Raw genomic sequence first — 26,847 nt, forward strand, 5'->3', positions numbered from 1 at the left:
CAGTCTCCTTAATTGAAATGCCCTGTATGGCAAGTGGTGCATTCCATGTCTGTTTTTACACTTGCCGCTGAGCCTAGTGTGCTAGTGCTACCATGACAAGTTTGGCAATCTTGCGCATCTGGTGTTGGCTTACTACCAACAAGGGCGCCGATATTCTCCCCTTGATAGGCACGATTCAATACATCTACTAGGTAATAAGCCATAGACGCGGATAAGCGGTAGCAGCGTTCACCTTTTTTCGCGAATGGTAAGCCAGAAGCCTTTGACCAGTTACTGATAGATGAGTGACATAACACGCTCTTGGCTTTTGATGAACTGCCCACAAGAGCCGTTTTTTCTGCTGTCGAGCCAATACCAGTAACAAATTCAGGTGAAGATAAAGGGAGCGTTGTATTTTCGTAGTAGCGGAAGGTATTAGCTATCACGGCGTTATTGTGACCATTAATGTCATCTAAAATATTCACTAACATGCCTATCGCATTAAGATTACCGCAGAGCGTGCCTTGACCCGTTACCCCTGCAAAACCATAGGCGGCTAATGCCGTTGGAATTGTTTTGAACTTGTCTGCATCGGCACTATTAGATTGGGCTAGCATAGTCACAACGGCATGAAAAACTTGGTGCATACAACCACCACCCGTTTCATAGGCCAGTTTTGCTGTTGCCATTGCATCAAGTGGAACGTATTTAAGTTTCTCACCTATCGCTAATTGATATTGACCATCGGCATTCGTTGCCGCGAGAACCGATGTTCCCATGAGGGTTGCACCTGCCGCAGCGGTGCTAATACCAATAATACGGGTTAATGCTTGACGTCTATTTATGCTCATTATGTATTTCCTCTATGTAGGATTACTTCTATTTATCAAATGCTAAAGATAAATTGATGGCGTAAATTCTAAGCATGCTTGAGATAAATATTGTGATTTACGCCGGAGGATATTTGCCTTTTACATGAGCGGTAAATAGCGTCACTACAATAGGATTAACCGACTTAAATTATGCATTTTAATTAACTAAACAGATTGCAAAGTGCTCATCGTCCCGATATTTGTTATATTTATGTAAATTTATGCCGAATTTCCCATGTGCTAAATGGCATTTATTCCTGTGAGTTAACGCATGTTTTTACCTAATAGCGCTGAACTTGGAGGTCGTCTCACGAAAATTAACTATTTGCTGACTTGGGTTAGCAAGATCACATTAATCATTAGTTAGTTTGCATAGACTTAACTTTGTGTTTTTATGGAGTTGAGTGGATGTTGATGCAATTGGGAGACTGCAGGTTTGATCGGGAACGAGGCATACTGATTGAGTTGTCTCGCGATGAATCTTGGCATCTTCCTCGAGCCGAGTTACAAGTACTTAATTTGCTTGTTGAGCATCAAGGTAAGTTAGTTTCTAAGCACATGCTGAAGACAGGGGATGGAAAACATCCGCCGCTAACTGATACCTCTGTGGCCCGTGCTGTTTTTATGCTTCGCAGCTTTCTTGGACCTCAATATGAGGGCTTGATTGAAACCGTGAAAGGCCAAGGTTATTTACTCCAACCATCTAATGGGACTGAGTTTAGAGGTGTTAATTACCTCAGATTGCACACAGTGCCTTTGTGGAGTGCCTTAGTGTTATTCGGGTTTATGTTAGCGTTTTCGGTGTTTTATTTGAATCATACGGATCACAGCAAGCCAACCCAAGCACTTATGACCTCAATATTACCTTTGGCTTCTGGCCAGCAAGTACGATTACACTTATTTGCTGATTCCAATACTAATAACACTTTACTCTTCGAGTTAGGTGAGCGCTTAAGTGCAGGATTAATCGCCTGCGGTCAAAGTGATTGGGCTGATGTCTATGCTTCTTTGTCCCATGATAAACAAGTGCTTAATATTACTTTTCGAGGCGAAAAACTCGGTCAGTCAGTGATCCGTAATATTAAAATCAGTGATTTCACTCGACCGAAAACCTTTATCGATGCTGCTTGGCTGCAGGAGGTTAACATCTGTGGCTAAATGGCTAAAGTGGACGATTAATATTGTTATCTTGTCGGCATTGATTATGGCCTGTGGTGTGATATACAAACAGTCGGCTACTAATCAGACGATGATTTTAAATTGCAGCTCTGAATTATTCGACCGCCATTCTAGTGCCAATCCTAGCGGCAGCTCGAGTGTTAGCAGTGATGGTAAATTTTACCTACTCGTGGATGTTTTGATTGCCGCTGACAATACGCAGATCAATTATCGTTACTTTAATATTGACGGTACGAGTGCGGGCAATATTTTAATGCAAGGCAAAGTCGACAGTATTGAGGCCAATAGCATGACCTACAAAGTTACCGTTAAAACGAAAACGGAATCTGAAATTGAAAAGCAAAAAAATTGGCCAGAACATATGAAATATCTTTCCTATATCAGCAGCTTACATTTTAATGATTCGGAAATGCACAATCTCAGTATCGAGGTGTTAGATATGGATGACACCAAAGATTATGCCGTGGTCCTTTTTCAGCCTAGCAATACCATTTGTGGATGCAGAATCGTAAATAGTCGAATTTAATCAGTGAATTTGAGTTTATTTCAGTTAAGATTAGTGCTCATTGATTTGTGATTACTGTGGTGAGTCTCCTGTGAGGGATTCATGAAAAGGGTGTTGTGTCTAAGATACGTGTAAAGCAAGAAGAATCCCTGTCGATTAAGTTCAGCCATCAGATGGAAAAGGGCGATAATCGTCAACTCGATCTCTATTTCTTTTTACCTAAGGAAATGGGCATAGGCTCGCGCACGCTCAATGAAGAAGAGTACTACTACAGCTCAATAGTTGGACGTCGCTCATACTATTCAGAAGGCTTGCACTTACCTCTGGTGCAGGGGCGTTTTGCCAGTTTAAATCGCCGTACTGTTGAAGAATTCAGATTGTACCTAAATCTTTTCGCCTATCAGTTTGCGGTTGCGGTTGAAAACGATGTTAAAGAACTCAATCAAATCACAGATGTAACCCATTTTTATTTTGCCCTCGACGAATTACGCGAGCAAATTGCTCAGTTGCTGAAAAAGTTTCGTCGTAACGAACCAGGTGATCCTAAATGGAAATCTTACTTTGAAAATGCTGATAACTACTTGTCTTGGTTTTGTGAGCAGCAGTTACTCAAAGTGCTCGCTTATGCCACTCGTACCAGTGATTTCAACGATATTTTAGAGCGGGTACTCACACTCTGCCGTAATGAATGTGCCTATCGTGATGAGCATAAGTACAACTCAGCGCAAACTAAGCAAGATCCTAACCGTATCTCTAACAAGATGTTGTTGTTGCGCCGTTTAATCCAACAAGGTGTGGTACTCAAAGAAGAGTTAAAGCCTTTAGGGATTGGCCTTAAAAAGTTTACGACAGGACTGGCAACCGCGTTAGTGATGTTGGTGGTGTCTGCGTTGATAATTCAAGCGCAGGGCGCCTTTAGTGGTTTTACTATTGCGCTAGTGCTGACCTTAGCCGTGATCTACGGTTTCAGGGAAATCTTTAAGGACGATGTGCGCAATGCCATGTGGCGATTTATTCAGCGGGGTCGACCACGTTGGAGCCGCATTTTACGGGATACTACGAGTCAGGCGGTTATCGCTAAGCAGTTGGTATGGCTTGAGTTTATGCGTCAGCAAGATCTACCGGAAAAAGTCAGTGACATTCTAAAGCACAGACATAGCCAAAATAAAGTCGATGCGGAAATTCTGCACTATAAAATCGCCACTAAGGTGAATCAGAGTGAATTCCAAGCGGGATATTCGACTATTCAAGAGCAAGTGAGCTTTAGCTTAGTGCCTTTCGCCCGTTATTTAGAACGGGGTAAAGCGAAGATTTATAAGGAAGTTGAAGGCAAAATTAGTTATGAATCGGTTGAGCGGCGCTATCAAGTCAACCTGATTTTAGTGTTGCGTGATGGGCGCGAAGCCCCGCAGTATATCCGCTATAAAATCACCATGAACCGCTCGGCAATCATAGAAATTACCCAGAGTCAGTTGCCTGACTCCGTTAATGCACCCGAATCTACGATTGATGACGAGTAAAGGCTTGACCGATATTCTGATCGTTATTTTGCTTCGCCCGTTTTAGGGCGATTTCGGCATTATTCAGATATTGCTCTAATGTCTGGCCTTCTTGATAACCCGCAATACCAATACTAATACCTTCCCCTAAGCCATTACCATTGAGCTTTTCCATCATATTGAGGGCAAAGTTGTGCGCATGGGTGGCATCTGTGTCAGGTAACATCACAATGAGCTTCCCTAGCTGCCAATGCAGAATTTGATAATTAGCTGGAATTTCAAGCAATAATTGCACTTCTATTTCTTGCTGACGATTTGCCAGTTGGTCGATATCACTCATGTGGCTTAGCATGCCCTCTGGATTGATATCCATTAACAGTAAGCTTGAACTGAGACGGCTTGGTGGCGGCAGAGAGTTAAAGTAACGTTCTAAATCTGCCAAATTCAGCAGAATAGTACTGCGATGGGGCACAAGGTTACGCTTCTCTGTGCCTCGACCACGCTCGGCGGCTTGCTCTAAAGTGCAGACGATATAATCAATCTCACCATCGGCGGCCACATGACCCTTCAAGGTGGCTTGCAAACAATTGGAATGCGCCTGTTTAGGTGAGCATAGAATTTGCCCTTGCCACTGACCTTGCATGGCAATTTGGGCGCTGATCCTCTGCCATTGATTGCCCAAATCATTCGCGAGTAATGACGCTAAATCTTGATTTAAATCGCCATTGAGTTGCATTAGCGCATCGAATACTGGATTGATTTTAATCAGTTTACCGTTAGCATCTGTGAGGGCTGTCGCGACTGTGTTATCGCATAAAAGCTCACTGAGAAAAGCATTTTGTTTGCTGCTGATTAACTCACTGATGTCCTCAAGGGTGATTAATAGATGTGGTGAGCCTCGGCTCGCCCTTGGTGCTTGGCGGATATGAACGCGTAAAGTAGGGCCATCGATACTGTCTAGACTGATTTCACCAGACCATTGACCTGTTTTATGTACCTGCTCCATTAACTCCGAGTAGGTTTTATCATCGAGGCATAAGGTACGCTGTAGGCTTCGGTCTGTCAGTTCATCTAATGGGACTAAGGTCGCTTGTGCCGCTTTAGTATTGGCACTGATGACTCTGGCATTTTCGTTGACCATCATAAAACCGATGTCACTATTAAATAAGCCATTAGCAACATCAATACTGTATTGGCGTGAACGCTGTTGTAAGCGATACATGTGGCTGAGTAGTACAACCCAAGCGGCTAAAACCGTTAATATTAACGATGCCACAATGACAATGTTTTGCCATTGTGAGAAACGAGCTGCTATGTCTGAGTTGCGCACATAGGAGAGTAAAAAATATTCTCTGTGAGTCTCAGGTTGGGCTGTGAGTTCGATTTTAAGGTAAACAAAAGTGGCTTCTTCACCGTGGAATTGTCCAAAGTTGCTCATGGACATATCGCGCCACAGGGCCGGATAGCTCTGTCTTAAACTTGCTCCTAAGGTCTCTGGCATATTGCTTAGAGGGGCGAGATCGCTCGCGCCAGCATAGAGTAATCCCTGAGTATCCAGCACTAACATAGGGGATTTATTGCTCGAAAAGGCTGGTTTTATGGCCTCCAGCATTTTTACCATAGAGTTGTACGTCACCAGATAACCGATAGAACTCTGATCGGGCTTCTCGAGCCACGCCATTTGATACATATAAGGTTCAAGCATGCCGTCTATCGGAACAAATTCCAGGGGCGAGGTATAGACCTCCTTGCCACCCATGCTCCGACTCGCTCCAAGTAAGGTCGGTGGTAAGGCATCTTTATTGAAATTAGGGGGAGTTGAGAATTTATAGTTACCTTGGGGATCGTACAGTGCAATGCCGAGTAACTCAGGAATATGTTTTACTAGATCTTGCCAGTTTTCCTGCAATTTAAGTTGTTGCTTGGCGGTAGGATTGCTTAAGTATTGTTTTAGCAGTTCCCCATTGGCGAAAATTTGGGTTCGAAATTGCTGAAAAGACACTTTATCTGCGATCAATGAGCCTATGGTTTGCAGTTCACTGTATCTTTGCGTTGCCCACTCTTCTTGCAGGCGTCGTTCACCTAAAGTAATGATTAAGTGAGTTAAAATAATCATGCCAATCACCAGCATAGAAAGCTGGCTTGCAATAGCGAGTAAGCGTTGATGCGACCAATAGATCCCTTGAGTTAAAGAGAGCAGTGGCGCAAGGGGATACGTGCTTGGGTTATTCTTCAGCATGAACCGATTATGAGTGGGTGAACTGTTAATTTCGCTATGTTAACACGAAAGAATTGTTACGACAGTGCCAAGTTACTCAGCAAGATTTCTTGAGTAAAAGTTAAGACGATTCACACATGTACCACTCACGTAATCGACAGTGTTATCTGCTTGGGTATTTCAGTCGATTTTGGCTGTATTAGAATGCCGTTTAGCCTAAGGCACCTAATATGCGATGCTTGAATTCGCAGCCGTAGGACTCAACTTGTTCACGACAGATGTCGATATCAACACCCGCTAATCCTTCGATGGCCGAAACTTGTACCGTTTCAATATAGTGTGGCGCTAATGCGATGAAAGCATGTACGGCGGCATAAGAACCGGCGAGTTTGGGGCGACAATGTTCCATATAGGCGGCTTCATTATCCGCATTAAGGGAAATGGATAAACTATCAACGCAGTTAGCCAGTTCTGGCAAAATATTGCGCCTATGGACTAAATTACCTAAACCATCGGTATTAATGCGTATTCGCCCGCCTCTTTGTTTAATTTCTTTCGCCACCGCCAGCAAAGTTGGAAGATTTAAGGTCGGTTCGCCATAGCCACAAAACACATATTCTTCGAAGTCTTTAACATCGCCAAGCAGTGGAATAATTTCTTCGGGCTTAGGTTGGTGACACAGTGCCAGTTGATATTCGTGGATCTGTTTACTGCCATTATGTTTCGGACAAAACGCGCAGCGCAGGGTGCAGCGACCCGTAATATTAAGGTAGCGACTGCGACGAATATCATAGACAAGCGTTTCAGTCGCACAGGTTTCATTTGTGCAAACTTCATCTGTTATGTGACCGTTCGCTAGGGTTTCTGTGGTGACAACTTGTGGTTTATCAATATTTTGCTTGTGCAGATGCTCAGACATAATGATGGGTTTCATTCTAACGATAGCTGACGACTTAAACACAGTGTAGCGAAAGCCTGATGCGATAACTGTCAACTAGATCGCAACTTGAAAGCTCAAGCCACTCGCGGCAGACTCAAAGTGACATAGATGATTGAGAGGTTATTGACTCGCACTGAGGATTAAAAAGAGAGCCTAAGCTCTCTTTTTAAGGTTCAATATATTGATTAACTGCTTCTAGTTAACTTCCTATAGATAGTCTTTTTTATAGTCAGTGGGGACTGGCGGCTCTAAATGCTCAGGTGTAAAGTCCACTTCATGGTCTTTTTTAGGCTGCCACCACCAATGGAAGAAGCGGCTGCTAGTGCGCTTAACGTCGTCGAGTATGATGTACAGCAAGGGTACTAAAATTAGCGTCACAACGGTCGAGAACAGGATACCGAAGGCGAGGGATGTCGCCATAGGGATCACTATTTGCGCCTGCAAACTACGTTCGAGAATAATAGGCACTAAGCCGACGAAGGTGGTGAGTGACGTCAGGATGATCGCCCTAAAACGATAACAGCCTGAATCGACCGCCGCCTGCCTGACCGATTGCCCTTGCTCCCGCGCACGGTTCACAAAGTCCACCAAAATCAAGGAGTCGTTCACCACCACACCTGCTAATGCCACTATGCCGCAGAGACTTAACACGCTCATCGCGAGTCCCTGAATTAAGTGACCAAACAGAGCGCCGATAATCCCGAAGGGGATCACAGACATGATGATTAACGGCTGACTGTAGGATTTAAGTGGGATTGCCATTAGGGCATAAATGGTGAACAGTGCAAAGAAGAAGCCTTGCATTAAACCGACCATGGCATTCTGTTCATCCAAACTGCCACCGTCCAGTGCAGTTTGGATTTTAGGGTACTTGGCCTGCAATTGTGGCAGGTAATCTTTTTGGATTTCTTGCACTACTTTTGAAGGTTCAACGATGTTTTTGTTGGCATTTGCCGTGATGGTAATCGCTCGCTTGCCGTCAACACGGGTAATTGAGGCGTAGGATTCACCTTTTTCAATTTGTGCCACGGTCGAGAAGGGAACCGAGGTGCCCGTTGGCGTGCGGATCAGCATATTTTCAAGATAACCCACAGTACGACGTTGCTCTAATGGGTAGCGCACCATCACCTTGATTTCTTCTTTATTACGCAAAATCCGTTGGGCTTCGTAACCGTAGAAACCATAACGTACTTGGCGAGCTAAATCGGAAAGCGTGAGGCCAAGGGCTTCTGCTTCTGGGCGTATCTTGAGGCGAATTTCATGGCTGCCCGATGAAAAGTTGTCGGCAATATCGTATACGCCTTCATAGCTGGCAAGTTTTTGCTTCAACTCTTTAGAGGCTGCGGACAGCTCATCGAGGTCACTCGAGGTCAATCTGAAGGAAATATCGCCACCGGCATCGTTGGTGCTCGCGTTAAAGCTGAGTTTTTTGACCGACAAAAGCTCGGGCAATTGTTCACGCCAGGCCGCAGCAATCGTCACGCCATCGACTTCACGGTCTTCACCTTTCGTCAGTTCGGCAAAAATGAAGGCCGAGGTACGGGAGCTCATATTGATAAAGCTGTGCTTCACCACTTGATAACCGTTATCTTTCTCCATTTTTTCGTTCACCTTGTACAGGGCTTCTTCTATGCTCTGTACCACTTTTAAGGTGTTACCTTCGGAGCTGCCTTCATCCATTTCAAGCTCAACTTGAATAAAGTCTGAGGGAATGTCTGGGAAAAATACCCAGCGCACTTTGCCACTGGCGACTAAGGCAATCGACAGAATCAATACACCGATAAAGGCCGCGACCACGTTGTATCTGTGTTTGATACAGCGCTCGAGGAAGTTGCGATAACTGTGGTGAATAAAGTATTGCACTCTGTCGTTAAAATTGGCTTTTAGGTGGCCAAAGAATCCCTTTGGTGCGCCAGGTTTTTTAAACTTCATGTGCGCTAAATGCGCTGGCAGAATGAATTTAGACTCTACCAGTGAGAAGGCTAAACAGAGGATGACCACCATACCGATGGATTTCCAGATAATCCCCATAGGGCCAGAAACCATTAACATGGGAATAAATGCTGCAATTGTGGTTAAGACCCCGAAGGTTGCGGGCATCGCCACTTTTTGCGCACCGCGGATCACGTTCTCAACCGAGTGACCGTGGCGTTCGACCTCTGTGTAGGCACTCTCGCCGATGACAATGGCATCATCCACCACTATTCCGAGCACTAAGATAAAAGCGAATAGGGTCAACATGTTGATCGTCATGGAGAAAGGTTCGAGCGGCATGACCAACATAGTGCCGAGGAAACACACGGGTATTCCCATCATGACCCAAAATGCTAACTTCAGATCGAGGAACATAGCTAAGATGATAAACACCAACAAGGCACCGTAAAACATGTTCGACATCATCATGTCTAAGCGGCCCTGGAGATAGTGGGTCATATCACCCCAAGTATCGAGTTGAGCGTTAGCTGGCAGTGTGGCGCGGCGCTGCTCGACGTACTGTTTGACTTGGTCTGCAATGTCTAAGGCGTTTTGATCATCAATGCTGGTGACTTCAATAATCGCAGCGGGCTTGCCGTTAAAGCGGGTATATTCCAAACGTTCTTCAAAATCATCTTTGATGGTCGCCACTTGCGGCAGCATCACGCGGCTACCGTCTGCGCGAGTTGTGACGACTATATTGGCAAAGTCATCGCCCGTGTAGGCTTGGCCTTTGGTGCGCAATAGAATATCGCCATCTTGAGCACGAATAGAGCCACCTGGTAAGTCTAAGGAGGAGTTTTGCACTGCTAATGCGACTTGTGAGAAGGTCAAGCCGTACTCTCGTAACTTATTCTCAGAAACTTCAATACCGATTTCATAATCGCGCACCCCTGTGACTTTCGCACGGGTTACAGCGGGGAGTTGGGTTAAATCGTCACGAACCGATTTAGCCAATTCTTTCATATCGTGGAGTGTCATATCGCCATAAACAGAAACCCAAATGACGTTATTCTCAGGTTTGATTTGTGAGATATTCGGTTTTTCGATGTTCACTGGGAAGGTTGAAATTGCATCTAACCGCAGTTTGGCTTCATCGAGAATGGTCTGCACTTCGTAACCGTCTTCAACTTCAACGGTAATCGAGCCAACGCCTTCGCTAGCCACAGAAGTCACTTTCTTGATGCCGTTGATATCTTGGATGGCTTCTTCAATCTTGATATTGATGCCTTCTTCGATTTCCTGTGGCGCCGCACCTGGATAGGCGACGGAAATATTTAATAAATTGAGTTCGAAAGAAGGAAAAACCTCTTTATTAATCAAAATACTGCTGAACAGGCCGCCGATGAGCAAAACACACATTAATAAGTTCGCGGCCACACTGTTGCGGGCGAACCAAGCTAAGATCCCTTTTTGAGTGTCCATTATTTGACTCCAGCGGCCGCAAGACTCGATTCAGGAGTCTTTTCTTTTGGTGTCTCAGTGGGCAATGCCGCTTCACCTAAGATTTTAACCATTTGCCCATTTGCCATACTGTTGAAGTGGGTCGTAGCGACGCGTTCGCCCGTTTTTAGACTGTCTTTGATGAACACATTCTCTAAATCACTACGAACCACATTTACTTGGCGCATTTCAATGATATTTTTGTCGTTGACTAGGGCGACTTGGTCGTTACGAACCACATGGCGGGGCAATTTGACTATGCCATCGACAGTGCGGCCCTTGATGACTGCATTGACGAAGCTGCCGTATTTAAGCGGTAAGCTACCTGGCTCTTTATTCGCGCGCAGATAGGGATCTTTGATTTCTGCGACTAAATACACCATGCGATTTTCGGCATCGATAACACCTTCACTGCGGATAATATTGCCTTCCCAAGTATTTTCTTTGCCCGCCAAAGAGGCGCTAAGCGTGACTTGGGTATCGGGATTATCGACAGACTCTAAATAGGCTAAATCATCATTAGAAATGGGTAAGCGGATTTCAGCAACGCGAGTATCGTAGAGCTCACCTAGATTAGTGCCTAAGCTAACGTATTGACCTAAATCGACATTTCTAACTTTGATTATGCCGTCAAAGGGCGCACGAATAACTGTGCGCTCAAGGTTACGTTGGGCACGCGCCAGTGCTGCCTGCGCATATTTTACGTTAGCTTGTTCTTTTTTGAGTTGCGGGATACGTAGACCTAACTCAGGGGGCAAGCCCTTGTCGTAGCCTTTGAATTCGATTTTAGCGACTTCACCACGGGCTATTTCTTCGTTCAGTGCGGCGGTGGCTTGGGCCAGCGTCGCTTCGGCTTGCATTAAGTCAGCCTCGTAATCTGAGGGCTCGATTTGTGCTAATTGGTCGCCTTTCTTGACTATGCCACCTGCAACAAAATGAGGGGAGATAGTGAGCATTCTGCCTTGAACTTCGGTCACGAGTTGGGTTTTATACTTTGGGGTAACCACGCCGTAGGAAGGTAAGTTTAGCGATACTGTTTGCTGAGTCACTTGCGTGACATCAACGATAGGAATGGGCATCTCTTCAGGTTTTTGTTCTGGCGCCTCCTTCGTTTGCATTAATAAGGCTGCGCCAAAGACAAACAGCAGCAGAATAAGAAAAGGAGACAGTCTCCTCAGTAGGGTCTTCATCATATAATGGTTAAATCCATGCTAATCGCGTAATGGGGTTAAAGTAGCAGAGTCGGCCACGCCAATAAATTTATTTTTGTAAATTAAATGTTTCTAAAAGTGATGCCGTGACAGATATGCGCATCGTGCATCGATATTTGGGCGAAAATTAGAGCAGAAAGGTGATGAAAGGTTCAGTTAGGTGATTGGAATATATTGAAATAAGAATGAATACGCATTGGGGTTAACCGCTCTAAAACCGCCGCATTTCATTCTATATAATTAAACATAGCAGGATATTTTTAGTAAAATCACCCACGTAAGTTATATTTTGGTAATAAAAAAGCCGCATATAGCGGCTTTAGTTTGGTGAATTTAAGCGGGTGTTACTTTTTCTTACGGGCGATTTTACTCGCTTTCTTTGCCGCTTCTTTCTTGCTCGTTTTCTTCGCAGCTTCTTTCGCTTTCACTTTGGCTTTTTTCTTACCCGGTGTGCGCGCTTCTTTATTCTTTGGACGCAGCTCTTCGATCACGCGGCGTTTCAACGGTTGCTCGATATAACGCTCGATTTTACCAACGATACGCATGTCGTGGGCTTCGGCAAGCGAAATCGCGGTACCTTTTGCGCCAGCGCGGCCAGTACGGCCAATGCGGTGGATATAAGTGTCGGCAGAACGTGGCATATCGAAGTTGATCACATGAGTGATATCGTCGATATCGATACCGCGTGCAGCCACATCGGTCGCCAACAAGACATTGACTTCACCTTTAGTAAAGCGACTCAAGGCTTGGAAGCGTTTCTTCTGTTCCATATCGCCACGCATAAAGGCGCAGGGAATACCGACTTTAAGTAACTGGCCTTCTAGGCTAGAAACGATGTCGCGGGTTTTCACAAATACGATAGTCCGTTTGACATCTTCTTGGCGTAGCAGATGACACAACAGCGCAAATTTATGCTCTTTATCATCGGCTAAGTGGATCCATTGGTGGATCTTGGCTTTTTCACTGCGAGGGGCTTCGACATCGATTTCAATCGGGTCGTTTAACACTTCACGGGCAAAACGTTGTACACCGCCGCCTTCTAAGGTGGCAGAGAACAGCATGTTCTGTTTGCGGCCTTGGGCCTCAATAGCAATGGCTTGCACCACAGAAGAGAAGCCCATGTCTAACATGCGATCGGCTTCGTCGATAATTAAGATATCGACTTCTTGGGCGTTGAAATTGCCTTTGTCTAAATATTCCATCAGGCGGCCTGGGGTCGCGACCAGAATATCGACGTTGCCTGCTAAGGCTTCTTCCTGTGGTCCATAAGGAACGCCGCCAGTAACGATAGCAATATCTAAACCTTGGCCTGTGGCTAGGTGACTCGCATAACGGTGGATTTGGCTGGCTAACTCACGGGTTGGCGTGAGGATTAGCACCCTTGCTTGTCCAGCAAAACGACGGGGAAAGTCGATCAAATGCTGTAGCGATGGCAGTAAAAAGCTTGCTGTTTTACCTGTTCCTGTCGGGGCGCGCGCAAGAATATCTCTTTGCTCTAGGGCGTAAGGAATCGTTTCTTGCTGAATCGTAGTGGGTGAATGATGCCCCATGGCATTAAGCGACTCTAATAAGCTAGGGTCAAGCTGGAAATCTTCAAATTGCATGCGCAGCGTCTCGACGGATAATAGCGAAGCATTATAAAGGTTATGGCGGTTAACTTAAATAACTTATCTAGATCTCCTGTGTTTATCTTCTGTGTTAGTAAAGTTTTATGGTAATTGGCATAAGTTAATTACTTTTAGGTCAATGTATTAGCATTTAATTTGTGGGAAATTGGACCTTTCGTTAAATTTGCCAAACTTAGCTAGCTTTACTTAACTTGTCAGGATTGGACTCGATATCAGTATTTAAGGTAAAAATCTTGGACCAATTGCACCATGGTTTGTGTGTATTGGCCAGAACGTTCACGAATAGTGATATCACTGAGCTTTGGAGCCATTTGTGGATGAGTCTTGTGGGCGAGTACGCAGAGTACTCGATTAGCGCTTTTCCCTACAATGCTGATAAGGTTGGTTATTTCAATCAAATTGAGCTGAGAGTGCGTTAAGATTTCGTCGAAACGGACCATACTCTGCATTGGTAATATGAGACTTGCCTTTCCTTGCGGTGCTAGGCACACATGAATGGCATCGAGTAGTGCGGTAAAGCTTAAGTTATCTGTGTGGCGGGCCATAGCGCGCTGGGATTGTATCGCTTGCGTGCCTTGCTCAAAATAGGGGGGATTACAAATTATATGATCAAAATACCCTTGATACTCAGTTTGTTGGCAAAAGTTTTGGATGCTGCAATTAACTAAGGTCAGTCGATTGGCCCAAGGACTATTGTGGAAGTTATGTTGGCAAGCATGGGCGGCATTGGTGTCTAATTCGACACTGGTGATATGTGCTTGACTGCGCTGAGCGGCCATTAAACTGAGTAAGCCGCTGCCTGCGCCTATATCTAAGATTGATTTCGCGGTGGTCAGTTGTGCCCATGCCCCAAGGACGACGCTGTCTGTGCCTACGGCCATGCCGCAATTCATGTCATCGATATGAAATTGTTTAAAAGTGAATGCCATGGGGAGTTAATTTTGCCGTTCTAAAGTGATTTAGGCCCAATATTGGGCGCGCAATATTCTAATTCTAGCCTTCGTTTTTAGCTAATGTTTTTAAACAGTCGCATCTGTCCTAGCTGTATGAATTTGTGTCGCCAAATCATTTACTATTTTACGTGGCAATACCGATTTCACTTAATTAACGCTTTAATTTATTGCCTTAGAAACCTTTTATTAGCAGTTAATTAGCATTATTTCACTTTTTTGCCTGAACGGACTTGTTGTCTTGTATTGACGCTTTAAGTCTGGTATTAGTTTCGCCCCCATTTTTAATCACTTTTAAGATTAACGGATAGGTAAACGAGTTTGTTGGTGAATTAGTCGTCAGTTAGGCTACATAAACGTTCGCCATCGTTTATAAACTCGGCAGATATCGAACATATTTACCACGGAATTGTGTAAACATAGATTTGCACTCCGGATGGGCTTTGTTTTAGCTATGGCTAATCGACACATAATCACTTAAGTTTGTAAAAAAACAATAAGACAAGATGGGGCTTCCAGTGCAAGACAATCAGATGAGTATCGGAGATACATTAGGCTTAGGTTTTATGACCTTTGCGTTCTTTTTAGGTGCGGGAAACCTAATTTTTCCACCATTCGCGGGTATGTTAGCGGGCGAAAATATGCCCCTCGCCATGTTGGGTTTTTTGATTACCGCCGTAGGTTTACCTTTAGTTGGACTGATTGCTGTCGCTAAGGCTCAAGGTAAGGTTATGGCTATGCTGCCAGTATTTGCAGCAACGACATTGGCCGTCGCGATTTACATTATTATCGGCCCTGCTTTTGCTGCGCCGCGTACGGGATTAGTGGCTTACGAGATTGGCGCTAAGCCATTTATCGATGACACCACGGCAACGTTTTTGCTGGGCAGTTTAGAATTAAACCTGACGCAACTGCTATACACATTAGGTTTCTTCGCTGTCACTATGTTGCTGGCGCTTTTCCCTGGTAAGTTGCTCGATAGCGTAGGTAAAGTATTAACACCTATTTTATTGATTTTGTTGGTCGGATTAGCAGTCTCCGTGCTGTTTTTACCTGCATCCGAAGTGGGCCAAGCTGTGGGGGACTACCAACAGCATCCGCTGACCAAAGGTATTTTGGAAGGCTATAACACTATGGATACGTTAGCATCCTTGATGTTTGGTATGTTGATTATTGATATCCTGCGTAAAAAGGGCATTGACCAACCCAGTGATCAAACTAAGTATCTAATCCGTGCAGCCTTTATTGCCGCCGCTGGTTTAACTTTTGTGTATGTGTCCTTGTTCTTTTTAGGTGCAACTGCTGGCGATATCGCTATCGGCACTAAAAATGGTGGCGAAATATTAACAAATTACGTGACCCGCGAGTTTGGGGAACTAGGCTCAGTCTTGTTGTCATCAGTCGTGACTTTAGCTTGTTTAACCACTGCGGTTGGGCTGGTGAGTGCGTGTTCTGAGTTCTTTAATGAGCTGATGCCTAAACTGTCTTACCGTTTCCTCGTGATCTTTTTAAGCTTGATATGCGCTGTGATTGCGAACGTGGGCCTAAGTCAGTTGATTGCTATTAGTATTCCCGTATTAATGACGATTTATCCTGTGGCTATTGCTCTTGTGGTTGTGACTTTCCTGACCGCTTATTTTGCGAATCCACAGTTTGCACATCGCGCAGTACTGAGCGTGGCACTGTTTTTCGGCATCTTCGATGGTCTTAAAGTGGCAGCGAAAAGTTTGACTGACGCTGATGGTCAAGCCATGAATGGCTTAGCACAGGTTTTTATCCATATAGTGAATGTTATGTCTCCAGTGTTATCTAAGCTGCCACTCTATGAAGAAGGTATGGCTTGGTTATTGCCGACCATTGCGACGATTGCACTGTGTTTAGTATTCGGTCGTGGCCGTGGTCAAACGGCTGCAGCCTAGGCTTTGCATTCTAGTTCTCGTCTTTATGCTTAACTCAGTTAAGCTTATGCAGGCTTAGACATATTTAAATTAATATCAACGGCGTATCATTTGATTACGCCGTTTTTTTATGGAGTATTTGTGCCTAAAACCTATATGCCAGATCCACTTATCGATGCTTTTCTTGATGATCTTTGGTCAAGCAAGGGACTGAGTGATAACACGCTATCGGCCTATCGTACCGATCTACGCCATTTTGATCGTTATCAAGGTCAGCAAGGCGTGACGTTACTCGCGGTTTCTCAGGCCGATGTTAGGGCATATCTGGCCTTTAGAGTTGAGCAGAATTTTGCGCGTACCAGTAGCGCTCGGCTGCTCAGCAGCTTACGGCGTTTCTATACTTATCTGGTGCAGACCAAGCAGATTTCAGCCGATCCTATGGCCTTAGTCGAGTCGCCTAAGTTAACGCGCCATTTGCCGGATTCTCTGAGTGAGTCGCAGGTTGACCGTTTACTGTCTGAGCCCAATGTGGATGATGCCGTCGAATGCCGTGACAAGGCAATGCTAGAGCTTTTGTATGCAACTGGCCTCAGGGTGAGTGAACTTGTCGGCTTGACCATGGAGCAAATGAGTTTGCGCCAAGGCTTAGTACGTATTGTGGGCAAGGGTGGCAAAGAGCGTCTTGTGCCGCTGGGGGAATTGGCTATTACCGAAGTGGAGGGCTACATGAAATTTGCTCGCCAAGAGTTGCTCGGTAATAAACAATCTGATGTGGTATTTCCGTCGAAACGCGGGCAGATGATGACGCGGCAAACTTTTTGGCATCGGATTAAACTTTATGCTCTGCGTGCGGGGATTGAAACTGCATTATCACCGCACACTTTACGCCATGCTTTTGCCACTCATTTACTCAATCACGGTGCCGATCTGCGGGTTGTCCAACTGTTATTAGGTCACAGCGACTTATCGACGACACAGATTTATACCCATGTAGCACGGGCAAGATTGCAGGAATTGCATCAACAGCATCATCCTAGAGGCTAAAAAAGGATTTAGTTACAGCATAAATTTGCTTTCCGCGCGGCTTGTCTGTAACTTTTTGCCCCTATACAGGGTCTATTGAATATCTCGAGTTAGAACGGCCCCAATATCTCGTTGTAGCGACACAATTTATAGGATGTCCCATGAAGTTGACCCCAGCATTATCCTTAGTTTTTGCCCTCCTAGTTGCACCACTTGCCAGCGCTGCCACTGCGACGTCTCCCGATACCGCTGCGATTAAGCAAAAACTCGGTGAGATGTTAGATGTTGAAGTCATTTCTATGCAGGACTCACCGATTGAGGGCTTGTATCAAGCCATGACCAACCGCGGCGTGCTCTATATTAGCCGTGATGGTTCAAAACTATTCCACGGTAGTGTGTATGATATCGATAAGGGCATGAAAAACTTAACCGAAGCCGCATTAGCGGGTCCGCGTTTAGAAATGATGAAGCCGCTTGAAGAGAATATGCTTGTCTATAAAGCGAAAAACGAAAAACATGTGGTCACTGTATTTACCGATGTTAGCTGTGGTTATTGCCGTAAATTGCATAGCCAAATGTCTGACTACAATAAACTTGGTATTACAGTGCGTTACTTAGCCTTCCCGCGCGCGGGTGTGCCGTCAGCTAATGCCGACGAGATGCAAGCTATCTGGTGTGCTAAAGATCCATTAAAAGCCATGACTGATGCTAAAGCGGGCAGCAAAGTTGCCGCGGCAACATGTGATGCTAAAATTGCTGAGCAATATGCGTTAGGCACAACCTTTGGTGTTAATGGTACGCCTGCAATCGTATTAGAAGATGGCAATATGATCCCTGGTTATCAACCGCCTGAAGACTTATTACGCACCTTAGAGGCACGTCAGTAACAGCCTAAAATGTAAAATTTATCCCACGAAAGGTGAGCTTAAGGCTCACCTTTTTGTTATCTTATTGCCACGATTTCATGAGAGTTTGAGTCCCTTGATCCATAAGATAGTCCGTCGCCCAACCGTTGATGATAGCCATTTACCCGCTCATCTTTCGCCGCTATTGAAACAGCTTTACGCTCGCCGTGGTGCGCTAACCCACGAATGCGAGCTTGTCCTTAAGGGGCTATTAAGACCTGAAACCATGAAAGGGTTGCCTGAAGCTGCGGCGCTTATTGCCGATGCCATGCAGGCGAATAAGTCGATTCTGATCGTGGGTGACTTTGACGCAGACGGCGCCACATCGACCAGTGTGTGTATGTTGGCGCTGCGGATGATGGGCGCGGTGAGAGTGGATTATTTGATCCCTAATCGCTTCGATTACGGCTACGGCTTAAGCCCTGAAATTGTAGCAGTTGCGGCCTCCAAACAGGCTGAGCTACTCATCACAGTTGATAATGGTATTTCATCAATTGACGGTGTTGCGGCGGCCAAAGCCTTTGGTATGCAAGTGGTGATTACCGACCATCATTTACCCGGCCATGAGTTACCCGCTGCCGATGCGATAGTGAACCCTAACCAACCGGGCTGTCCATTTGCCAGCAAATCGATAGCGGGTGTCGGCGTGGCCTTTTATTTGATGACGGCATTAAGGGCTGAATTACGGACGCGAAACTGGTATCAAACCCACGGTATTGCTGAGCCCAATTTAGGCACACTACTCGATATCGTTGCCCTTGGCACCGTTGCCGATGTGGTGTCACTCGATGCCAATAATCGTATTTTGGTTGAAGCAGGTTTGCAGCGCGTGCGAGCCGGGCGTTGCCGTGTGGGGATTACTGCGTTGCTTGAAGTGGCGAAGCGAAATCCGGCGCGGATTGTCGCATCTGACTTTGGTTTTGCCGTGGGCCCAAGGCTTAATGCTGCAGGCAGGCTGGACGAAATGGCACTTGGGGTTGAAACCTTACTCTGCGAAGACATGATGTATGCGCGGCGTATGGCGGCAGAGCTTGACGGATTGAATCAAGAGCGCCGTGAGCTGGAAGTCGGCATGCAGCAGGAAGCCTTAAAAAGCCTAGAGCACTTAAAGCTTAACGAAGCCGAGTTGCCTTGGGGAATTGCCTTATTTCAAGAGGATTGGCATCAGGGCGTGATCGGGATTTTGGCCTCGCGCATTAAAGACAAATACCATAGACCCGTGATTGCCTTTGCCGATGCAGGCAATGGTGAAATTAAAGGCTCGGCGCGTTCGATCAAAGGCTTGCATATGCGCGACTTATTGGAGTTAGTGAACACTCGCCATCCGGGACTGATTATCAAATTTGGTGGTCATGCAATGGCGGCGGGTTTATCGCTCAAAGCGGGCAGTTTTGCGACATTTGCTAAAGCCTATGATGATGCGGTGCGTGAGCAGCTTAAACCTGAGTTGTTAACGGGCGAGCTTTGGTCCGATGGCGAACTCACTCCCGCAGAGTTGAATCTTGAAATGGCTCAGTTACTGCGTAATGCGGGGCCTTGGGGACAAGCTTTCGAAGAGCCGTTATTCGATGGTTACTTCACGATAGTGCAACAACGTCTTGTCGGTGAGCGCCACCTTAAGCTCGTACTCGAAACCCAATGCGGCACTGTGATGCTCGATGCGATTGCTTTTAATGTGGATTTGCACACTTGGCCAGATGCGACGATTAATCATGCTCGTGTTGTGTATAAACTCGATGTGAATGAGTATCGCGGCAATTTTTCGCTGCAACTTATGGTTGAGCAAATCGAAGCTATGTAAGATGACAAGGAGTGAAGTTGAAATCATTATCCGATAAAAAAATCCGCCAGCTACTTAAGCGTTTTGCTTGGATATATGTTGTCTGCTTAAGCATACCGTTTATCTCAACCTTACTCACCACTAAGGCTCAGGGGCAAATGCTGCTTATGGGGATTTGGCCTGCAGCCTCCTTGTTTTACTTTCTCGCTTACCGTTATTTAGCTAAATCCTTTAAGTATGAAATCAATCGCCACTTAGCCTTTAGTTATCATGGCGGTGGTACTTTAGCGGGGGCTTTGTATTCGTTAGCTAAAGTGGTGTTATTAGCGATGGCATTTATGATATTTATGAGTGCCAATAACACCTGAGCTGACGTTAACGGAAAATTTCGGAGAAAGGAAAATGCAGCAGGAAACAGGATACAGAGTCAGTACAGATCAAGCTGAAATGAATCTTGAGGTTATCCATGGCTTTATTAGTAATAGTTATTGGGCGCAGGGCATGCCAAAGGCGCTGCTACAAAAAGCGTTAGCCAATAGCCTGTGTTTTGGGGTATTTGATAAGGACAATCAACAAGTGGCTTTTGGCCGCTTAATCACAGATAAAGCCACTTTTGCCTATCTTGCCGATGTGTTTGTACTTGAGTCGCACCGCGGCTTAGGTTTAAGCAAGTTGATGATAACAGCGATTCTTGAACATCCTGAATTACAAGGTTTAAGACGGATAATGTTAGCCACCCGTGATGCCCATGGACTCTACGCCCAGTTTGGTTTTGGTACCGTGGATCATCCTGAAACCCTGATGCAAATTCGGCTTGAGAATGCCTACCTTTAGAAAAGGATTGTTGAGATTATCCTCGTTGACATCGTCATGATTAAGATAAGGAAATTCAGATGACAAAACTACATTATGCCTATTTTGCCAGTTTTATGGTTTCCTCCGCTTTTTTGAATTGGTTACTCGAGGGACAAGTGCCTTGGGTGAGACTACTTTGCTTAATCTTGTTGTTTTCAACCTTCGTATTTGCCAGTTTAGACCATAGTTTAAAGCGGTCGATAAAATCAAAATATTAGAAGTAAACCCTATTAAAAACAAAAAGCCAGCTTGCGCTGGCTTTTTATCTTATGCGGTTAATATTTCACTATTATGCGGCTTTCGTTTCGGCGGTTTCTTCATCGCTGTGGCGAATTAAGTAATCAAATGCGCCCAGTGATGCGGTCGCGCCGCTGCCCATGGCAATGATAATTTGCTTGAAAGGTGAGTTAGTGACATCACCTGCGGCAAAAATACCTGGGACTGAGGTTTGTCCGCGCTCATCGACTATGATCTCGCCCCTTGGGGTTAAATCGATAGTGCCCTTTAACCATTCCGCATTCGGTACTAGCCCTATCTGCACGAAGATACCTGCAAGTGCGACATGGTGACTCTCGCCAGTGGTTCTGTCTGTGTAGTTCAGACCATTAACCCGAGTACCATCGCCAGTCACTTCAGTGGTCATAGCTTGGGTAATGATTTTAATGTTACCCATAGAAGCCGCTTTACGTTGCAGTACATCGTCAGCGCGCAGGGTTTTATCAAATTCCAGCACGGTCACATGTTCTACTATGTTCGCAAGATCGATAGCCGCTTCGATACCTGAGTTACCGCCGCCGATCACCGCCACACGCTTGCCCTTAAATAACGGGCCATCACAATGCGGGCAGTATGCGACACCTTTGCCGCGGTATTCTTTCTCGCCAGGGACGTTCATTTCACGCCAGCGTGCACCTGTGGCTAACAATACGGTACGGCTACGTAATTTAGCGCCGCTTGCCAGTTCAAGCTCGAACAAGCCATCTGTTGATAACGACACTGCCTTTTGGTTGTCCATGATGTCGACTTCGTAGTCTCGTACATGGGCTTCAAGGTTTGCCACTAGTTTTGGACCTTCGGTCGCTTTGACCGAAATAAAGTTCTCGATACCGACGGTTTCAGCCACTTGTCCGCCAAACTTGTCGGCAACAATACCGGTGCGAAGTCCTTTACGTGCTGCATAAATAGCGGCCGCTGCGCCGGCTGGGCCGCCGCCAACGACTAAGACTTCGAATGGCGCTTTTTCATTAATTTCATCGGCCTTACGGCTTGCTGCATTGGTATCCAGTTTATTGAGGATCTCGCCAATGCTGATACGGCCTGCTGCAAACACTTCGCCATTTAAGTAGACAGAAGGCACCGCCATAATGTTTTTGCTGGTTACTTCTTCTTGGAACAGGGCACCGTCGATCATCACGTTGGTGATATTCGGGTTAATGGCCGCCATCATGTTCAGTGCCTGTACTACGTCTGGGCAGTTTTGGCACGTCAGTGAGACGTAAGTTTCAAAGGCATATTTGCCTGGCAGATTGCGGATCTGCTCAATAATGTCATCGCTGAGTTTGATTGGGTGTCCACCCGTGTGCAGTAATGCCAGCACGAGTGAGGTAAATTCGTGACCCATAGGCAGACCAGCAAAGCTGATTTGCGTATTAAGCTCTGGGTTAATCACTGTCATTGCCGGGGTGCGTTCGCCCTGAACTTCTTTCAGGCTCACCAGAGAAGATAGGCTGACAATGTCTTGCGCTAAGCTTTTTAATTCTTGAGACTTTCTACTCTCATCTGCAGACACGACAAGTTCAACTGGTCTCTTGAGGTTTTGCAGATAGGTTTGCAGTTGATTTTTTAAATTCGCATCTAACATGTGATGACTCCAAAATCGCTTAAAAGGGAGAAGTAAGGGGGCCAGTCTAGGCTCTTGCAGGGGCGGGCTTAATCCTTTGCTGCGTGGCGCTACAACTGTGTTGGCTGTAACGCCAATCAGCTTGGGACGCTAGACTGGCGGGGTTGACGCTTTGCAGGCTAAATTAGATTTTGCCAACGAGGTCTAAAGACGGTGCTAATGTTTCGTCACCTGGTTGCCATTTAGCTGGGCAAACTTCGCCATCGTGAGTAGCAACATATTGAGCTGCTTGAATTTTACGAACTAGCTCTTGAGCGCTACGGCCGATGCCTAAATCGTGAACTTCGCTGACCTTGATTTGGCCTTCTGGGTTAATCACGAAAGTACCACGCAGTGCTAAACCGTCTTCTTCAATCATCACGCCGAAGTTACGGCTGATAGTGCCTGTTGGGTCAGCCAGCATTGGGAAGTTGATCTTCTTGATGGTGTCTGACGTGTCATGCCATGCTTTGTGAGTGAAGTGTGTGTCAGTTGATACTGAGTAAACTTCAACGCCCATACCTTGCAGTTTTTCGTAGTGATCCGCCATGTCGCCTAATTCAGTTGGGCAAACAAAGGTGAAGTCAGCTGGGTAGAAGAATACGACTGACCACTTACCTAACAGGTCTTGTTCAGTTACTGGAACGAACTCACCATTGTGGAATGCAGTGGCTTTGAATGGTTTGATTGTGCTGTTGATAATTGATTGAGTCATTTTATGCTTCCATTTAGTTGATGATGGCTTAAGTTCATAACGAGGACATTTGCTTGCGTCCTGTCGATGTGAAGCATATTACCGACTCGATTAAAATTAAGATAACGGATAAAAACTATTATCCTAATCGGTTTAGTCGAATTATGATGCGATTAGGTCGGACTCAATCGGTTTTTCTACGACGGCTGCGGGTTTGGCGTGATTGGGTGTAGTCAGGGTTTAGCCAGCTGGTTTTTGTTGATTGAGATAAGATAAATTTCGAGCATAAAAAAGGGATATCAATGATATCCCTTAAAGTGTAAATACAATTAAAACAAGATACTGAGGTTCTAGGTTCTAGGTTCTAGGTTCTAGGTTCTAGTTCTGTGCTTTGGGTTGAGTTAACCAAGTGCTGAGTAAGCGCACGCCGTAACCTGTTGCACCCGCAGGCACAACAGCGGTATCAGTGGCGGTTAAGGCATTGCCCGCGATATCCAAATGTGCCCAAGGCTGTTCGCCCGCAAAGCGTTTTAAGAACATGGCCGCAGAGGAAGCACCCGCGCTGCCTTCTTTACCTGTGTTTGTGAGATCCGCGATAGTGGATTTAAGCTCATCCGCATAGGCTTGATCTAACGGTAAGCGCCAGACCTTTTCGCCAACCTGTTGACCTGCATAAGTTAGCTGCTGCACTAAAGGCTCAGAATCGGTAAACAAGCCAGCATAAACATTGCCTAACGCACTCACTTTTGAGCCAGTCAGTGTCGCAACATCGATAATCACCGATGGCTTATAATTTTCTCTGGCATACCAGAGGCCATCGGCCAGCACTAGGCGACCTTCGGCATCGGTATTGAGCACTTCAACGGTGAGACCTTGGGCGGTTTTAATCACATCACCTGGGATCATTGCATGACCCGATACCATGTTCTCCGCCATGGGCATAATCGCCACTACGTTGACAGGCGCTTTTTGAATCGCCATGGCTTTAATAGTGCCTAGCACAGTGGCTGCACCTGCCATATCTGACTTCATCCGCGCGATTGAAGTACCTGTCGCCTTAATATTGTAACCACCCGAGTCGAAGGTGATGCCTTTACCGACCAGTGCGATTGGCGCGTCTTTGCTACCAGGCCAATGGGCGACCACTAACTTAGGTGGGCGCTCGCTGCCTTTACCTACAGCAGCTAAGGCGCCCAGTTGTAGACGTTCGATATCTTTGGCTTCTAATACCGTGACTTTAACGCCGAGGGATTTGAGTTTTCTGGCTTCGTTAGCAAAGCTGTCGGGATACATAATGTCTGCAGGTGCGTTTGTCAGATCGCGCGCTAAAAACACACCTGCTTCAACCGCTTGCAGATTTTTATGGTGTTTTTGGTTGCGACTTAAATCATCGACAGCGATTTGGTAATTCTTCTCGGCACGGGGGCTCGCTTTGAACTGAGTATAACGATAACTGCGTAGTTCAATTCCGTGGGCAAGCTCAGAGGCAAATAGCGGCGCGGCAGTTAAGCCTTGGGTGAGTACACGCACTGTGGCTTGGGGAACCGTATCGAGTTTAGCCGCAACATTGCCACCGATGGTATTAATGTCGCCGGGCGTTAAGTTTTTTGCATCGCCAATGCCGACCAGTAAGACCCGTTTAGCATCAATTTCGCTGGGTACCAAAATCTCGAGGATTTCTCCCCGTTTGCCGGAAAAAATATTATCCGCCGTTGCTAGGTTTAATTGATCTTGGGTCGACTGAGGTAAAAAGTCGATCCCATAGGTAGTAGAATCAGCGCTTTGGAATAGCACTAGTGTATCTGAATTCAGTGAGCTACGAGTGTCAAAACTAAAACTTTCGGCGTTAGCATTGAGAGAGTTAAGGCACGCCAGAGCCATAACGCTTAATATCAATTTATTATTATTTTTCATGGTGACAGCTCATATCATGGAAGTGTGAGAAGAATATCAAAGCTCAGCCTTAGGGTTAACTAATTTACGCTATTTTGCTGATATTAGTATTAAATCCAAGGCCCAAAGCGTGTCAATGATCGATCAAGGGCAAAACCCAATTGTTGCGATAAAGATTGAGCACTACTTTTAAGGGCCGAGGTGCCTAAAAGCTGTGGCGATTGGCTCGCAAAAATCACCCAATTCCCGCCGCCTGTGAGACAAGCGTTCACATGGGCAAAGTGTTGTTGTAAGTCGGCTAACAACTCGCGATTTTGGCTATGTTCTTTCCAGCAGTTCAGCACTAAATACCCATTGGGTTTGATGAGGTTAGTGCACTGCTCAAGGAATATTGGCGAAAGCTGCCCTGTTTCAACGCCTTTGGCTGTGTAAATATCGGCAAAAATTACATCCACTTTTTTATGATCGCCAGCAGCTAAAAAAGCAATAGCATCATCATTGATAAGATTGAGCTTTTTACCTATCGGCAGCTGAAAATAGCGCTTAGCTAACTCAATCACCGCGGGGCGTAATTCCACCGCTGTTAACTTTATTGCCGCGTCGAAATTGCGCAGTGAGTGAATAATCGAGCCGCCGCCTAAACCTAAAACAATAGCGCTCTTAGGCTTACAAAACAGTAAAACCAACAACATGGCTTGCACATAAGTGTGCTGGGGAATATAGGGCGCCGCCTTGAGGATCTTACTCTGCTCATCGTTATCCCCAAAGGACAGGATCCGTGAGTCGTCGTAATCGATTACACGAATCGGGCCTAGTGCGTCTTGGGTTTCATGTAAGAGGGTCGAATCGGCCATATTGGATTAATTACTCGGTTTAGCTGTTTGGCTTGTTTGCACGGGCTATAACTGCTCGCGCAAAAAAGTTAGAATTCAGACAGTTTTAGTTAATTGAGCCGCTATTATGACAAATCAAATCCTGCTTGCCTGTATTTATCTTGCAGTGTTTATCTTTTTACAGCGCGCCTTAACCCATTGGGTTAGAAAACTCGCGCAAATGAAGCAAGTGAGTGTTGCACGGACCAGTTTAGTGACCCGTTTTATTTCCTATGTGATGTTTTTTATTACTCTGTCCTTGATGGCGGTCTCGCTCGGACTGGGCTATCAGGATGTGTCGCTATTTGTGTCATCCGCCTTTGCAGTAATGGGCGTAGCATTGGTTGCTCAATGGTCGATATTGAGTAATTTAACCGCTGGCGTGCTGATCTTTTTCGTGTTTCCTTACCGTATCGGCGAGCGCATTCGAGTGGTTGATAAGGATGAAGATATTAGCGGAGTGATCATCGAAATCGCTTTATTCCATGTGCTTATTCACCGCGACAATGGCGATACCATTACTTATCCCAATAACCTCATGCTGCAAAAGGCAGTGTTAAAGCTGGCTGATCAGACCCCCTTAGCCGAACGTCAGGCGTTACTCGAAGGCAAAAAGAAGTTTGATCCTGAGTAACAAAGGATATAGATAC

22 protein-coding genes are annotated in these 26,847 nt (G+C 45.7%); 11 read left to right on the plus strand and 11 right to left on the minus strand.

Going from position 1 to position 26,847, the window contains the following annotated elements; translation table 11 throughout:
• Positions 1-8 precede the first annotated feature (8 nt).
• The gene (locus L5M49_RS05920; RefSeq protein WP_168824862.1) at positions 9-830 is read right to left on the minus strand and encodes a cytochrome C; all 822 of its coding nucleotides are present in this window, start codon (positions 828-830) and stop codon (positions 9-11) included.
• Positions 831-1,259: 429 nt separating this feature from the next.
• On the opposite strand from L5M49_RS05920, the gene L5M49_RS05925 reads away from it, so the two are divergent.
• From L5M49_RS05925 to L5M49_RS05935, 3 genes are all read left to right on the plus strand, one after another.
• The gene (locus L5M49_RS05925; RefSeq protein WP_105250092.1) at positions 1,260-2,009 is read left to right on the plus strand and encodes a transcriptional regulator; all 750 of its coding nucleotides are present in this window, start codon (positions 1,260-1,262) and stop codon (positions 2,007-2,009) included.
• Positions 2,002-2,556 carry a hypothetical protein gene (locus tag L5M49_RS05930; protein ID WP_113939813.1) on the plus strand — a complete coding sequence of 185 codons (555 nt, stop codon included), beginning with the start codon at positions 2,002-2,004 and terminating at the stop codon, positions 2,554-2,556. Before L5M49_RS05925 ends, L5M49_RS05930 begins: the two co-directional genes overlap by 8 nt.
• Positions 2,557-2,651: 95 nt before the next feature.
• Complete coding sequence (locus L5M49_RS05935) at positions 2,652-4,055, plus strand: hypothetical protein (protein WP_028761621.1); 1,404 nt, start codon at positions 2,652-2,654, stop codon at positions 4,053-4,055.
• Here L5M49_RS05935 and L5M49_RS05940 read toward each other — a convergent pair.
• The 6 genes from L5M49_RS05940 to L5M49_RS05965 form a co-directional block, all read right to left on the minus strand.
• Entirely contained in the window at positions 4,036-6,273 is a 2,238-nt protein-coding gene (locus L5M49_RS05940) for a PAS domain-containing protein (RefSeq protein WP_263265634.1), read from the minus strand. The genes L5M49_RS05935 and L5M49_RS05940 overlap by 20 nt on opposite strands.
• Before the next feature lie 190 nt (positions 6,274-6,463).
• Positions 6,464-7,171, minus strand: a complete 708-nt coding sequence (locus L5M49_RS05945) for a TatD family nuclease-associated radical SAM protein (RefSeq protein ID WP_263167470.1) — start codon at positions 7,169-7,171, stop codon at positions 6,464-6,466.
• Positions 7,172-7,399: 228 nt separating this feature from the next.
• The gene (locus tag L5M49_RS05950; protein ID WP_263265635.1) at positions 7,400-10,591 is read right to left on the minus strand and encodes an efflux RND transporter permease subunit; all 3,192 of its coding nucleotides are present in this window, start codon (positions 10,589-10,591) and stop codon (positions 7,400-7,402) included.
• Positions 10,591-11,802 (minus strand): efflux RND transporter periplasmic adaptor subunit, encoded by a 1,212-nt coding sequence (locus L5M49_RS05955; protein ID WP_219250350.1) that lies wholly within the window; start codon positions 11,800-11,802, stop codon positions 10,591-10,593. Before L5M49_RS05955 ends, L5M49_RS05950 begins: the two co-directional genes overlap by 1 nt.
• Before the next feature lie 362 nt (positions 11,803-12,164).
• Entirely contained in the window at positions 12,165-13,424 is a 1,260-nt protein-coding gene (srmB, locus tag L5M49_RS05960) for an ATP-dependent RNA helicase SrmB (RefSeq protein ID WP_105250089.1), read from the minus strand.
• A 236-nt stretch (positions 13,425-13,660) separates the two neighbouring features.
• A complete protein-coding gene (locus L5M49_RS05965; protein ID WP_263265636.1) occupies positions 13,661-14,377 on the minus strand; it encodes a tRNA1(Val) (adenine(37)-N6)-methyltransferase in 717 nt (238 codons plus the stop codon).
• Positions 14,378-14,904: 527 nt separating this feature from the next.
• Between L5M49_RS05965 and brnQ the strand changes: the two genes are divergently transcribed.
• From brnQ to L5M49_RS06000, 7 genes are all read left to right on the plus strand, one after another.
• The gene (gene brnQ / locus L5M49_RS05970) at positions 14,905-16,317 is read left to right on the plus strand and encodes a branched-chain amino acid transport system II carrier protein (protein ID WP_168824874.1); all 1,413 of its coding nucleotides are present in this window, start codon (positions 14,905-14,907) and stop codon (positions 16,315-16,317) included.
• Between the two features lie 120 nt (positions 16,318-16,437).
• Entirely contained in the window at positions 16,438-17,340 is a 903-nt protein-coding gene (gene xerD / locus L5M49_RS05975; protein WP_105250086.1) for a site-specific tyrosine recombinase XerD, read from the plus strand.
• A gap of 140 nt (positions 17,341-17,480) precedes the next feature.
• On the plus strand, positions 17,481-18,206 hold the full coding sequence (dsbC, locus tag L5M49_RS05980; protein WP_105250085.1) for a bifunctional protein-disulfide isomerase/oxidoreductase DsbC: 726 nt from the start codon (positions 17,481-17,483) through the stop codon (positions 18,204-18,206).
• A gap of 94 nt (positions 18,207-18,300) precedes the next feature.
• Entirely contained in the window at positions 18,301-20,025 is a 1,725-nt protein-coding gene (recJ, locus tag L5M49_RS05985) for a single-stranded-DNA-specific exonuclease RecJ (protein ID WP_263200357.1), read from the plus strand.
• 11 nt (positions 20,026-20,036) lie between these two features.
• Entirely contained in the window at positions 20,037-20,372 is a 336-nt protein-coding gene (locus L5M49_RS05990) for a hypothetical protein (RefSeq protein ID WP_258547618.1), read from the plus strand.
• A 34-nt stretch (positions 20,373-20,406) separates the two neighbouring features.
• A complete protein-coding gene (locus L5M49_RS05995) occupies positions 20,407-20,838 on the plus strand; it encodes a GNAT family N-acetyltransferase (protein ID WP_263265637.1) in 432 nt (143 codons plus the stop codon).
• 59 nt (positions 20,839-20,897) lie between these two features.
• Entirely contained in the window at positions 20,898-21,077 is a 180-nt protein-coding gene (locus L5M49_RS06000; protein ID WP_263265638.1) for a hypothetical protein, read from the plus strand.
• A gap of 71 nt (positions 21,078-21,148) precedes the next feature.
• Here the strand turns inward: L5M49_RS06000 and ahpF are convergent, their stop codons facing one another.
• The 4 genes from ahpF to L5M49_RS06020 all read right to left on the minus strand — a co-directional run bounded on the left by ahpF (position 21,149) and on the right by L5M49_RS06020 (position 26,179).
• Positions 21,149-22,720 (minus strand): alkyl hydroperoxide reductase subunit F, encoded by a 1,572-nt coding sequence (gene ahpF, locus L5M49_RS06005; RefSeq protein WP_263265639.1) that lies wholly within the window; start codon positions 22,718-22,720, stop codon positions 21,149-21,151.
• A 163-nt stretch (positions 22,721-22,883) separates the two neighbouring features.
• Positions 22,884-23,453, minus strand: coding sequence for an alkyl hydroperoxide reductase subunit C (gene ahpC / locus L5M49_RS06010; RefSeq protein WP_105250080.1), 570 nt, complete (start codon positions 23,451-23,453; stop codon positions 22,884-22,886).
• 357 nt (positions 23,454-23,810) lie between these two features.
• Positions 23,811-25,346, minus strand: a complete 1,536-nt coding sequence (locus L5M49_RS06015; RefSeq protein WP_263265640.1) for a leucyl aminopeptidase — start codon at positions 25,344-25,346, stop codon at positions 23,811-23,813.
• Positions 25,347-25,435: 89 nt separating this feature from the next.
• Entirely contained in the window at positions 25,436-26,179 is a 744-nt protein-coding gene (locus L5M49_RS06020; RefSeq protein WP_168824883.1) for a spermidine synthase, read from the minus strand.
• Between the two features lie 106 nt (positions 26,180-26,285).
• Here L5M49_RS06020 and L5M49_RS06025 point away from each other — a divergent pair, with 106 nt between their 5' ends.
• Entirely contained in the window at positions 26,286-26,831 is a 546-nt protein-coding gene (locus L5M49_RS06025) for a mechanosensitive ion channel family protein (RefSeq protein WP_106651494.1), read from the plus strand.
• The last annotated feature ends 16 nt before the right edge of the window (positions 26,832-26,847 follow it).

It is taken from the genome of Shewanella sp. SM74 (assembly GCF_025653725.1).
Lineage (GTDB): Bacteria > Pseudomonadota > Gammaproteobacteria > Enterobacterales > Shewanellaceae > Shewanella > Shewanella oncorhynchi.